Annotated in this window: 13 protein-coding genes; 8 read left to right on the top strand and 5 right to left on the bottom strand. The window is 73.0% G+C overall.

Going from position 1 to position 11,879, the window contains the following annotated elements; translation table 11 throughout:
- Window positions 1–16: 16 nt before the first annotated feature.
- The 4 genes from priA to HNR61_RS26715 are packed head-to-tail and all read left to right on the top strand — an operon-like array spanning window position 17 to window position 2,704.
- On the top strand, window positions 17–736 hold the full coding sequence (priA, locus tag HNR61_RS26700) for a bifunctional 1-(5-phosphoribosyl)-5-((5-phosphoribosylamino)methylideneamino)imidazole-4-carboxamide isomerase/phosphoribosylanthranilate isomerase PriA (protein WP_182845930.1): 720 nt from the start codon (window positions 17–19) through the stop codon (window positions 734–736).
- Window positions 733–1,119, top strand: a complete 387-nt coding sequence (locus tag HNR61_RS26705; RefSeq protein WP_182845931.1) for a RidA family protein — start codon at window positions 733–735, stop codon at window positions 1,117–1,119. Before priA ends, HNR61_RS26705 begins: the two co-directional genes overlap by 4 nt.
- The gene (gene hisF / locus HNR61_RS26710; RefSeq protein ID WP_182845932.1) at window positions 1,116–1,877 is read left to right on the top strand and encodes an imidazole glycerol phosphate synthase subunit HisF; all 762 of its coding nucleotides are present in this window, start codon (window positions 1,116–1,118) and stop codon (window positions 1,875–1,877) included. Before HNR61_RS26705 ends, hisF begins: the two co-directional genes overlap by 4 nt.
- Window positions 1,874–2,704 (top strand): ATP-grasp domain-containing protein, encoded by an 831-nt coding sequence (locus HNR61_RS26715; protein ID WP_182845933.1) that lies wholly within the window; start codon window positions 1,874–1,876, stop codon window positions 2,702–2,704. The genes hisF and HNR61_RS26715 overlap by 4 nt, the downstream gene beginning before the upstream one ends.
- A gap of 4 nt (window positions 2,705–2,708) precedes the next feature.
- Here the strand turns inward: HNR61_RS26715 and HNR61_RS26720 are convergent, their stop codons facing one another.
- Genes HNR61_RS26720 through HNR61_RS26730 form a run of 3 tightly spaced genes read right to left on the bottom strand, consistent with a single transcriptional unit; the run spans window position 2,709 to window position 6,512 of the window.
- A complete protein-coding gene (locus HNR61_RS26720; protein WP_182845934.1) occupies window positions 2,709–4,403 on the bottom strand; it encodes a CocE/NonD family hydrolase in 1,695 nt (564 codons plus the stop codon).
- A 19-nt stretch (window positions 4,404–4,422) separates the two neighbouring features.
- Window positions 4,423–5,361 carry an acyl-CoA dehydrogenase family protein gene (locus HNR61_RS26725; protein WP_182845935.1) on the bottom strand — a complete coding sequence of 313 codons (939 nt, stop codon included), beginning with the start codon at window positions 5,359–5,361 and terminating at the stop codon, window positions 4,423–4,425.
- Entirely contained in the window at window positions 5,361–6,512 is a 1,152-nt protein-coding gene (locus tag HNR61_RS26730) for an acyl-CoA dehydrogenase family protein (protein ID WP_220509806.1), read from the bottom strand. The genes HNR61_RS26725 and HNR61_RS26730 overlap by 1 nt, the downstream gene beginning before the upstream one ends.
- A 106-nt stretch (window positions 6,513–6,618) precedes the next feature.
- Between HNR61_RS26730 and HNR61_RS26735 the strand changes: the two genes are divergently transcribed.
- Window positions 6,619–7,182 carry a hypothetical protein gene (locus HNR61_RS26735; protein WP_182845936.1) on the top strand — a complete coding sequence of 188 codons (564 nt, stop codon included), beginning with the start codon at window positions 6,619–6,621 and terminating at the stop codon, window positions 7,180–7,182.
- A gap of 451 nt (window positions 7,183–7,633) precedes the next feature.
- Window positions 7,634–9,151, top strand: a complete 1,518-nt coding sequence (locus HNR61_RS26740) for a DUF4419 domain-containing protein (protein WP_182845937.1) — start codon at window positions 7,634–7,636, stop codon at window positions 9,149–9,151.
- A gap of 635 nt (window positions 9,152–9,786) precedes the next feature.
- Here HNR61_RS26740 and HNR61_RS26745 read toward each other — a convergent pair.
- Window positions 9,787–10,161, bottom strand: a complete 375-nt coding sequence (locus tag HNR61_RS26745) for a VOC family protein (protein ID WP_182845938.1) — start codon at window positions 10,159–10,161, stop codon at window positions 9,787–9,789.
- A 143-nt stretch (window positions 10,162–10,304) separates the two neighbouring features.
- Here HNR61_RS26745 and HNR61_RS26750 point away from each other — a divergent pair, with 143 nt between their 5' ends.
- Window positions 10,305–10,616, top strand: coding sequence for a Mu transposase domain-containing protein (locus HNR61_RS26750; RefSeq protein ID WP_220509807.1), 312 nt, complete (start codon window positions 10,305–10,307; stop codon window positions 10,614–10,616).
- A 26-nt stretch (window positions 10,617–10,642) separates the two neighbouring features.
- Window positions 10,643–10,804: a hypothetical protein gene (locus HNR61_RS46940; RefSeq protein WP_220509808.1), complete on the top strand. Its 162-nt coding sequence runs from the start codon at window positions 10,643–10,645 to the stop codon at window positions 10,802–10,804.
- On the opposite strand, the gene HNR61_RS26755 is transcribed toward HNR61_RS46940, so the two are convergent.
- Window positions 10,794–11,822: a WD40 repeat domain-containing protein gene (locus tag HNR61_RS26755; protein WP_182845939.1), complete on the bottom strand. Its 1,029-nt coding sequence runs from the start codon at window positions 11,820–11,822 to the stop codon at window positions 10,794–10,796. The genes HNR61_RS46940 and HNR61_RS26755 overlap by 11 nt on opposite strands.
- Window positions 11,823–11,879 lie beyond the last annotated feature (57 nt).

The following is an 11,879-nucleotide window of genomic DNA, read 5'->3' on the forward strand; positions in this document are numbered from 1 at the left end:
CGATAAGGTTCATGCCATGACACTGACGCTCCTTCCCGCCGTTGACGTCGCCGACGGCCAGGCCGTGCGCCTGGTGCAGGGCGAGGCCGGGACCGAGACCTCCTACGGCAACCCGCTGGACGCCGCCCTGGCCTGGCAGAACGCGGGAGCGGAGTGGATCCACCTGGTGGACCTGGACGCCGCGTTCGGGCGCGGCTCCAACCGCGAGCTGCTCGCCGAGGTCACCGGCCGCCTCGACGTGAGGGTCGAGCTGTCCGGCGGCATCCGCGACGACGCCTCCCTGGAGGCCGCCCTGGCCACCGGCTGCGCGCGCGTCAACATCGGCACCGCCGCCCTGGAGGACCCCGGCTGGTGCCGCAGGATCATCGCCGAGTACGGCGACAAGATCGCCGTGGGGCTGGACGTGCGCGGCACGACCCTGGCCGCGCGCGGCTGGACCCGCGAGGGCGGCGACCTGTGGGAGGTCCTGGAGCGCCTGGAGCGCGACGGCTGCCCGCGCTACGTCGTCACCGACGTCACCAAGGACGGCACCCTGCGCGGCCCCAACACCGAGCTGCTGCGCGAGGTGTGCTCCCGCACCGACAAGCCGGTGATCGCCTCCGGCGGCGTGTCGTCGCTGGACGACCTGCGCGCCCTGGCCACGCTGGTCCCCGACGGCGTGGAGGGCGCGATCGTCGGCAAGGCCCTGTACGCGCAGGCGTTCACCCTCGAAGAGGCCCTGGCGGCCGTCAAGTGATCGAACGCATCACGTCCGGCGGCCCCTGGGAGGACACCTTCGGGTACTCCCGGGCCGTCCTGGCGGGGGACCTGGCGCTGGTCGCGGGCTGCACCGCCACCGTGGACGGGCAGGTCGTGCACGTCGGCGACCCGTTCGAGCAGGCCCGCACCGCGTTCCAGATCGCGCTGTGGTCGCTGGAGCGTCTCGGCCTGGGCCGTGACGACGTGGTGCGCACCCGCATGTACATCACCGACGTCGCCCACTCGGCGGACGTCGGGCGGGCGCACGAACTGCTGTTCGGCGGGGTGCGCCCGGTGTCCACCATCCTGGTCGTCGCGGGCCTGCTGGACCCGCGGATGCTGGTGGAGGTCGAAGTGGAAGCCTATCGGGGGGACGCATGACCGTCGCCGTACGCGTGATCCCGTGCCTGGACGTCGACGCCGGGCGCGTGGTGAAGGGCGTCAACTTCCAGAACCTGCGCGACGCCGGTGACCCGGTGGAGCTCGCGCGCCGCTACGACGCCGAGGGCGCCGACGAGCTGACGTTCCTGGACATCACCGCCTCCAGCGGGGACCGTTCCACCACCTACGACGTGGTGCGCCGCACCGCCGAGCAGGTGTTCATCCCGCTGACGGTCGGCGGCGGCATCCGCACCGTCGAGGACGTGGACCGGCTGCTGCGCGCGGGCGCCGACAAGGTGTCGGTGAACACCGCCGCCATCGCCCGCCCGGAGTTCCTGCGCGAGGCCGCGCACCGGTTCGGGTCCCAGTGCGTCGTGCTGTCGGTGGACGCGCGCCGCGCCCCCGGCACCCCGTCGGGCTTCGAGGTCACCACGCACGGCGGCCGCAAGGGCACCGGCCTCGACGCGCTGGAGTGGGCGCGGCGCGGCGAGGAGCTGGGCGTGGGGGAGATCCTGCTGAACTCCATGGACGCCGACGGCACCAGGAACGGCTTCGACCTGGAGATGCTCGGGAAGGTGCGGGCGCGGGTGTCGGTCCCGGTGATCGCCTCCGGCGGGGCGGGCCGGGTCGAGCACTTCGCCCCGGCCGTCGCGGCGGGCGCGGACGCGGTGCTGGCCGCCAGCGTGTTCCACTTCGGCGACCTGAAGATCCCCGAGGTGAAGGACGCGCTGCGCGCGGCCGGGAACGAGGTCCGATGAGGGTCGCGATCGCCACGTTCTCCGTCATCCCGGACGGCGGCGCCGAGGCGGCGCTGCTGCGCGGGGAGCTGGCCGGGCTCGGCGTCGAGGCCGTCGCGGTCCCGTGGGACGACGCCGGCACCGACTGGACCGCGTTCGACCTGGTCGTGGTCCGTTCCACCTGGGACTACACCGAGCGCCGCGAGGAGTTCCTGGAGTGGGCCGCCGGCGTCCCGCGCCTGCGGAACGCCGCGCCGGTGCTGCGCTGGAACACCGACAAGACCTACCTGCGCGAGCTGGCCGGGGCCGGGGTGCCCGTCGTCCCCACGCTGTGGGACCCCGCCGACCTCCCGTCCGACTGGGACGAGTACGTCATCAAGCCGTCGGTGTCGTGCGGGTCGCGCGACACCGCCCGCTGGCGGCGTGGCGACGAGGACCGCGCCCGCGCCCACCTGCGGCGGCTGCGCGACGAGGACCGTACGGTGATGGTGCAGCCGTACCTGTCGGCGATCGACACCGAGGGCGAGACGGCGCTGCTGTTCTGCGACGGCGAGTTCAGCCACGCCGCCCGCAAGGCCGCGATCCTCGCGCCCGGCGCGGGCGTGCCGGACCGGCCGATCGGCGGGGACACCGTTCCCGTCGAGGCGACCCCCGAGCAGCTCGCCGTGGCGCGCGAGGTCCTGGCGCACGCCCCCGGCGACCTGCTGTACGCCCGCGTCGACCTGGTGCCCGGCCCGGACGGCTCCCCGGTCCTGCTCGAACTGGAGCTCACCGAGCCGAACCTGTTCCTGGACCACGACCCCGGGGCCGCCGCCCGCTACGCCAAGGCCATCGCCGCGCGCCTGTGAACGGTCACTCCCCGCCCTCCTCCTCGGCGGGCGCCGGGACCACCGCCTCGGGGGAGGTCCGCACCACCGGCAGCAGCAGCGCCGAGGGATGGTCGGGGTCGTGGAGGACCTCCTGCTCGGCCGCGACCATCTCCCGGGCGGTGGCGATCGGCTCGCCGGTGCCGGGATTGACGGCGACCTTCGGGTAGGCGCCGCTGGTGACGTGGACGCGGACGCGGTGGCCGCGCTCGAACCGGTGCCCGGTCGGCCACAGGTCGATCGCCACCCGCCGCACCCCCTCGGTCCCGACCGGTTTGTCGGCGACCGGCCGGTCGGGGTCGAGGCGCAGGCCGCCCTCGCAGACGTTGCGGGACACGCCGTCGGGCGCGACGTCGCACAACCGCACCACGAAGTCGGTGTGCCCGCGGCTGGACCGCACGAACAGGTCGGCGGCGACCGGCCCGACCACGTCCAGGTCCTCGGCCAGCTCGGGCGAGGTGAACACCAGCACGTCGGGGCGTTTCTCCAGCGGCCGGTTGTCCACGGGTTTCGAGCTGCCCAGCAGCGTCGGCCCGCCGAGCGCCGGGGTGGGGTCGCGCGGGTCGAACCGGTAGGCGCTCGGGTCCCGCCGCTGCGGCCCGTCGGTGCCCAGGCCGCCGCCCGCGTGCAGGTGCCAGCGTTCCTGGCGCATCCCCGGCGGCGGCCAGTCGGTGTACTCGCGCCACTCCTTGGCGCGCGTCACGTACACCCGCACCGGGTTGGCGCGCAGCCCCCACGTCTCGCCCTTGAGGTGCGCGCGGAACCACGCCAGCGACTCGCGGAACGACACCAGGCTGTGCCGCGCGTCGGTGTGCCACCACGGCCCGATCGTCAGGTGGGGGCGGTGGCCGCCCGCCCGCAGCGACAGGTAGTCCTTGACCAGCCACGGCAGGAAGATGTCGTACCAGCCGCCCAGCAGCGCCACGGGCGCCTCGACGTCGCGGACCCGCCCGCTGAAGTCCCGCTTGTACCAGTACTCCGCGCCGACCTCGGGCGCGTGGTGCTTCAGCAGGTCCTGGTAGAACCGCATGGGCGCGCCGCCGGTCAGCACGTCCAGCTCGCTGAGCGGCCGCCCGCTGCGGGCGGCGCGCACGGCGCGGCGGCGCGAGACCAGCGGCGCGGCGAGCAGGCCCAGCCGCCGCTGCTGCCGGTGGGTGAGGTCGGTCCACGACAGCGTGGACTCCAGCGCGAACGACCCGCCCACGTAGGCGGCGTCCCGGAACGACGAGGCGGTGATCTGCAACGACATCGCCCTCAGCTCGGGCCCGGCGTCGGCGGCCAGCGCCCACGCCGAGTACCCCAGGTAGCTGGCGCCGTAGGTGGCGAACGACCCGTCGAACCAGGGCTGTTCGCGCAGCCAGGCGACGGTGGCGAGACCGTCCTCGCGTTCGCTGCCCAGCGGGTCGAACTCGCCGCCGGACCCGGACGTGCCGCGCGCGCTCTGCACCACCAGCTGGAACCCGAACGGCACGAACGGCAGCCCGTTGAGGACCGCCGCCGGTCCGCGCCGCCCGTAGGGGGTGCGGACCAGGATCGTGGGCAGCGGTTCGCGCATGCCGGGGGGCGCGTAGCGGTCGGCGAGCAGCGTCACGCCGTCGGGCGTGGTGACCGGCAGGTCGCGCTGCACGGTGTAGCGGGGGATCCGGATCTGCGGGGCTGACAGGAGGTCCCTGAATGCCATGCGGTCTCCAGTAGGGGGATTACTCCCCGGTAACGATACCCGTCCCGGTCAGGACGGCCCACGGGTCGCGGTCACCGAGCAGCCGCCCGGCCTCGGCGGCCCAGTGGTGCTCGTCGCCGAACTCCTCGCGCCAGGACCACAGCCGCGACGTGACCGTGCGCAGCGGGTGCTCCTCGGTGACGCCCATCGCGCCGTGGACCTGGTGCGCGACCGACGCGACGACGCCCGCCGCGCGGGAGGCGCCGGCCTTGGCCGCCGCGACGGCCAGCGGATCGCCGGGGGCGCGGACGGCGGCGCGGACCGCGACGTCGGCGACCACGACCTCCCCGGCGGCCTCGGCCAGCAGGTGCTGCACCGCCTGGAACCGGCCGATCGGCCGCCCGAACTGCTCGCGCTCGCCCGCGTGCCGCACCGCCAGGTCCAGCGCGCGCCGCATCGCCCCGGTGAGCTGCACCGCCCGCGCCAGCGCGCCCCACCGCCACAGCTCCTCGGGCGGGACGGGGGCCGGGACGCTCTCTCCGGACACGGACGTGAGGGTCACCTCGTCGCGGGGCTCGCCCGCCACGTTCGCCCCCTCGGTGATCTCCATGTCGGCGCGGTCGACGACCGTGACCGCGCCGCCGGCCAGCACGACGATCCGGCGCGCCGACCGCGCCCACGGGACGCGCCGCAGCCGTCCCCCGGCGTCGGGGAGGGCGACGGTGAGCGGCCCGGCGGGCACCCTGAGCCCCGCGGCGGCCAGCAGCCGCCCGGCCAGCCAACCGGTCTCCGCCAGCGGCACCGCCGCGCCGTGGTACCCGGCGGCGCGCAGCAGCACGGCCGCGTCCTCCAGGCCGCCGCCGCTGCCGCCCGCCTCTTCCGGGACGCCGACCAGCGTCAGCCCGGCCTCCTCCAGCGCGGGCCAGGGATCGCCGGCGGCGAGGATCCGGTGCGCGGTCTCGTCGAGGAGCCCGGTCATCACCGCACTCCCAGGCCGCGCGCCACGATGCCGCGCAGGATCTCGTTGGTGCCGCCGCGCAGCGTGAACCCCGGCGACTGCACGACGGCCTCCGCCAGCGCCCGCGCCAGGGGGTCGGGGGAGGCGGGGTCGGGCTCGACGGGGCAGTGGGCGCGCACCACCTCGATCACCTCGCGTTCGAACCGGGTGCCCATGTCCTTGACCAGCGCGGCGGGGAGGTCGGGCGCGCGGCCCCGCGCGAGCGCCCCGGCCACGCCCAGCGACGCCTGCCGCAGCGCCCACAGCCGGGTCAGCAGACCGCCGGCCGCGCGGCGTCCCGCCGGGGTCGTGGCGCGTTCGGCCAGCAGCCGGACCAGCGGGAACGTGCTGAGGAGGCGTTCGGGGCCGCTGCGCTCGTAGGCGAGTTCGGCGGTGACCTGCCGCCAGCCGTCACCGGGCTCGCCCAGCAGCAGGTCCTCGGGGACGAACGCGCCGTCGAACGCGACCTCGTTGAAGTGGTGCTCCCCGGCCAGGCCCCGGATCGGCCGGATCCTCACGCCCTCGCCCGGCAGCGGCACGACGAACTGGCTCAGCCCCGCGTGCCGGTCGCCGTCCGCCGGGGCGCTGCGGGCCAGCACGAGGATCGCGTGCGCCAGGTGCGCGCCGCTGGACCAGAGCTTGGTGCCGTGCAGCCGCCAGCCGCCCGCGACGCGTTCGGCGCGGGTGCGCACCGACGCCAGGTCCGACCCCGCGTCCGGCTCGCTCATCCCGATCGCGAAGAAGCACTCGCCGCGCGTGATCGCGGGCAGGAAGCGGCGCTTGAGGGCCTCGGAGCCGTGCGCGGCGATGCTCGGCCCGGTCTGCCGGTCGGCGATCCAGTGCGCGGCGACCGGCGCGCCCGCCGCGAGCAGCTCCTCGATCACGACGAAGCGCTCCAGCGGGGAGCGGCCGTGCCCGCCGTAGCGCGGCGGCAGCGTCATGCCGAGCCAGCCGCGTTCGGCGAGCCGCCTGCTGAACGCCGGGTCCGCGCCGGTCAGCCAGCTGTCGCAGCGCGGGGTGAAGTCCTGCCCGGCCAGGAACTCCCGCACCCGGCCGCGCAGCGCCCCCGCGTCCGGCGGCAGGGTGCCCGGTTCCAGCTCCGGCAGCGCTCCCGGCTCCGGTGACGTCGCCACATCCGCCTCCCGAAAGATCCGGAGGCGACGTTACCGGGTTCGCCCCACCCTGTCGTCAGTGGCCCCTTACTGGCCTTGCGCCGGACCCGTCTGCGATCGTGGTGGTATGTGGGCAGCGCCGCACCCCGAACCCGTCCGGCCGAGCGCGGGCTGGTACACGGTGCCCGCCCTCCTGCTGGCGGCGGCCGCGCTGTGGTGCCTGGTGTTCGTCGGCCTCAACCTGGGCTCGCTGCGCGTCGCCGACGACCCCCCGGCGTCCGGCGACCCCGCCTCGGGCGTGACGGTGCGGCTGGTGCGCGGGCACGGCTACTTCCTGTACGCGCAGCGGAACGCGCCCGCGCCGACGGTCTGCGTGGTGGCCGCGCCCGACGGGATGACCGGCCCGGTGGTCCTCACCCGCGAGAACGCCTGGAGCGCCGGCGAGCGGCCCGGCCTGCGCTACACCGCCACCTTCGAGGCCCCGATGACCGGGACCGTCCGCCTGGCCTGCCAGGACACCGAGGGACAGATCACGGTGACCCCCGACGACACCGTCTTCGGCTACCTGGGCCTGAGCGTGATCGGCGGCGCGGTGGCCGGCGCGTTCGCCGCGGTCTTCTGGATCGTGCTCTTCGTACGCCGCTCCCACGCCCAACGCACCCCTGACACCCCCACCCCCCACCACCTCTAACCCCACACCCTCTGACCCCGCGCCGCTTCTGACGCCGCGCCCTCACGGCAGCGCTGCCCGGCTGGCTTGATGGCGACCCCCGGAACCATGGGGTGCCGTTAACGGACGTGTCACAAGCCGAAAGTCCGGGCGGTCCGCGCAGGTCACAGGCTGTGCACGCCGCCCGGCCGCGCGCCGGGTTCCGATCCGGACACCGGGGGATAGATCCGGCACGCCGTCACCGCGCCTTCTGGATAACCGTGCGACCGTGCCTCGCGTGCGGTCGGATTCGTGAAACCGGCGCAGGTCAGCGGCGGTGGGGAACGGCGTTTGTGCGGGCTGGGCGGTGGTGGGGTCTGGACGTCATGTGCAGTCGCCGGTTGCTCAGCGCTACTTGGGGCTCATGGTACGGACCCGAGCGCCGGGCCTTCGAGCACGGTGGTTTCCGGGCATCCAGCGCTAGCGTGGCCCGGTGACGACTTTTCAGGTGGACGATGTCGTGCCCGCTGCGGAGGTGCTGCCCACGGTGCCACTGGGCGATCTGTTCCCGGAGGCGATGGTGCTGGGCGGCGATCCAGCGTTGCCGGTCCTCCAGCCAGACGGGGTGCACCCGCTGCTCAGCGCTGTCGGGCGGGCGTTCGCCGATCACCGCCCACTGGTGCTCTCCCCGGACGCTGTGTGGCTGACCATCCTTCAAGGGCTCGCCCAGCATGTGCGGCTGCACGCCGAGGAACTGCGTCCACTGCTGGTGAGCCACGCCGGTAGGAGGCGGCTCTCGATAGAGGTCGACGGGCCGATGCCGCAGGATGCCGGGTCGTGGCAGTTCCTGGGAGAGCGGTTCGCCAAGCTGCTCGCCGGTGAACTCGACCACGCCGGCCTCTCGGCGTTCGAGTGCGATTTCTCCACCAGCACGGACGTGGAGCGCACGGCTGGTCGGATCGTGCTGCTCGACGCCTACTCGCCGTACTTCGCGTTGCACATGTCGTTCGTCTGCGGCATCCCTTCGGTCACTCTGACCGGCACGGTCGAGGACTGGCGGACGATCCGCCAGCGGGTGGACATGCTCGCCGCGTTCGGCCTGGAGACCTGGTGCCGGTCGCTCGTTCCGATCACCGACCAGTTCGTCCGGGCCGCGACGGGCGACGCCGACATCGGGTTCTGGCAGCGCGTCTACAGCCCGGTCGACGCCTACGGCGCCTCGAGGATCACCGGCTGGATCACGCGGCTGTACCCGTACCTGACCCGTGACGGCGTGTCCGGCCAGCCCAATCCGATGTTGCACCTGCCGGTCGGTGAACCACGCGACGTGCCTCCCGATGAGAACGGGCTCTACCAGGGCCCGGGTGTGGCGAGTAGCCAGGTTCCGGCCACCCTGTCCCAGGCGATCATCACCATCACCGACCGGACCGAAGGCGACAACCGGACCGTGGCCCTGCACGCTGGCCTGACCGGTGTCGCCCAGGACCAGGACGGTTCGCTCCGGCCGGTCGCGGGCTGGCACCTGGCCCCGGCCGACGTCGAGATCGACGATGTGATCGACCGGATCGCAGACGACCACGAGGCCGAACGCGCGACCGAACCGCCGAACCGCTCCATCCTGTGGAACGCGCCCGCCGACCTTGTAGCGGTCTACCATCGCCTTCGTTACGCGGCGTTGTTCGACGGTGCGTGGCGGCTGCGGCCGATCGGCGGACACCAGACGGTGACCGGGACCGACCACTGGCTCCAAGCGGTGATCGATCTCAACGACGGCAGGACCGTATGCATGGTCGTGGGCTACGAGGACGATGTCTTTCACTGGGTTGTCTGCCGCGTCGAGCCAGACCCCGAGCATCCAGGCCGAAAGCTCCGGGTGGTCGACGATCCGGCCGACGTCCCGGTGTACGGCACCTCGCTCGCGGTGCTGCTGGACACCGCGCTGGACACCGGCGGGGACATCACTCACCTGGAGACCGGACGCCTCGATCAGCTCAAGCGGCCCGGGAACTGATCTCCCGCGGTTTCTCCTGGCCTCGGTCGCGGATGACGTCGAATGGGCGTCTCCACCACAGCGGCGTTGCCGAGCTGGGCATATGACTCACTGAGAACGAGCCGCACCCTTCGAGGGCGGGGTGGCTGGTCATCCCCGACTCCCCGGCCGGGGCCGGGGCGTTGAGGCTGGGCCCGCGCGTCTTGGAGGAGGCCGCTCGCGGGTCACCGGTCGACGGCGAGACGGTGAAGGAGCGCGAGGGCCAGGAGGATGGGCAGACCAGATAAGCCCGAAAGAGGCAACGGGCAAGCCAACGCGGTGGGTGGGGACGAGGCCGCCGAGGGCGATGTACCAGACAGGAAACTGATTCCGTCGGGTGCGCGGCGCCCGGTATGCACCGGTCGCCGGTCAGGGTGGGCTGCTGTCACGCCGGCCAGCATGCGGAGTCAGGCCACAGCGCCCTCTGCGCGAACGGGGGATGGTTTCTCCGGTCCCTGGACTGGAGGGGCGGGCCCGCAGCACCCGGCGGGATGATCACGGCTTGACACCGGGTCCGGCGGGACACCGCCCACGCCCTCAGCCGCCGACCAGTACGCGGGGCAGGGGGACATCGCTGCGGGATCGTGCGCTAAGCGTTCGCCGTGCCTGTTGGTCACCTACCGCCGACGCGGGCAGAGGCAGAACGGGTGCCCGGCCGGGTCGGTCATGACGCGCCACCGTTCCGGGTTCGGCTGGAAGGCCGGCTTGGCGCCGCCGAGCTCGCGGACGACGGCCTCGGCTCCGTCGAGGTCATCGACGTCGAAATCCAGGTGGAACTGCTGAGGACGCTCGCCGTCTGGCCAGGTCGGCGGCAGGTAGTCCAAGACGCGTAGAAGAATCAACCTTGTCCCGTCCGGCAGCACGACCGCGGACGCCTCTGGGGCGTCATGGGTGATCTTCCCGCCCGTCAGCGCGGCATAGAACGCGGCGAGCGCCGGCGGATCGGGGCAGTCAAGGCTGACGGCGGCCAACTCTGCGATACCGGACTGCATGAACGAGCTCCTCCGCCACAGATAACAGGGCCGCTTCACACGCCGCCTGGCGGCCATCGCCGCAGACCGCGACAGTGCCGCAGCAGATAATAGGCCGTTATCCAGTGCTGTCGCCGCGGGGGGATCGTTTCAGCCGGATCGGCGTGCGCGCCAAGCGCTACTCGGTGCCGGTCCGCCTGATCGGCCGCACGGTCCGGGTCATGCTGCACGCCTCGGAGCTGATCGTCTATGACGGCCAGGCCGAAGTCGCCCGCCACGATCGGCTGCTGGCCAGGGGCCGGTCCCGGCTGGTCCTGGACCATTACTTGGAGATCCTGGTCTGCAAGCCCGGGGCGTCGCCCGGCGCCGCCGCGTTGGAGCAGGCCCGCGAGGCGGGCAAGTCCACCCCCGTGCACGACCGCTGGTGGGCGGCGGCCTGCAAGCCCACGGCGACCGCGCCGGCACCCGGGCACTGATCGAGGTCCTGTCGCTGGCCCGGCACATGAACCACGAACACCTCGTCGCCAGCCTGGCGGTGGCGTTACAGGCCGGTGCGCTGACCGCCGACGCGGTCGCGCTGGAAGCCCGCAAAGCAGAGGAAGCCGACCGCTCCGAACCCGCCGCTATCGCACGCGTCTCCGCACGGCGGCGCGCTATAGGGTGAACTCCCAGACCCGCATCACACCGTCCCGACCCGTGCTGACGAAGACCTGGCGCCCGTCCAGCTCGGTGATGCTGATGGCGCGCACTTCACCCATGCCACGGATCGGCTCGGCAAGCAGCCACCTTTCGTCCAGGTTCCAAGCGCAGACCGTGCCGTCCTCCGACCCGGTGACGGCAACCAGACGCCCGTTCACCAGCCCGGCCGCCAGACACGAGATCTCATCTCCCGGAACGGCCAACGGCTCACCCCACTCGCCGGTGGCGGGATCACCCACCACCAGTTGCTGACCGCCCGCCGCCACGACATGCGCGCGATCGCCGGTCACCAACGCGAAGTCGGTCAGCCCCTCATCAAGGTCATCGAACTCGACCAGGGCGCGCTGCCCGTCCACGTCCCACACGAGCACCCCGCCGTCCGCGCCGTTGGCCACCAGCACCAGCCGACCATCCAACGCCCCGGCCGCAACCGCGCTGGCCGCATGTGACCTGGCCTCCAGTTCGTTCACATCCACCATGGAGGCGTAGGGTGAGGGCGGCTTGTCCAGACCGGCGGTCTCGGCCCGTTCGTACTCCTCCTCGTCAGCCTCGACCACCGACGCGTCCCACACCTGTACCCCAGGGGCAGCCGGGCTTCCCACCACGAACAACGCACGACCGCCGACCACGACAGCGGAAGTGGTGACCCCTCCGCCCTCCTGCGCCGACAGCCGGACCTTGCCGCTCTCCAAGTCCCACAGCGCGAACCCCTGATGATCGCCGCCCCCGCCGCCCACGATCCGCCCATCGACGACCACTGCCCCGAACGCCGTGAGCTCGGTGTAGTTCGCCTCGTCGAGCCACGGGTCGTCCAGCTCGTGCACGGTCCACACATCACTCGACAGATTCCAGCTGCAAGCCTCAAGGCTCTGATCGTGCGAACCGGCCAGAATCGACTGACCATCGCGCTGCACGACGGAGAAACCGTAGAGCGAACCGAGGCGAGGAGCCTCACCGAAATCCAAGGGGCGCAGTTCGGACATGCGGATGATCGTAGGCACCCGCCCACTCAGGATTCCGCCGGACCGCTAAACCCGGCG

It is taken from the genome of Actinomadura kijaniata, assembly GCF_014138665.1.
GTDB classification, from domain to species: domain Bacteria; phylum Actinomycetota; class Actinomycetes; order Streptosporangiales; family Streptosporangiaceae; genus Spirillospora; species Spirillospora kijaniata.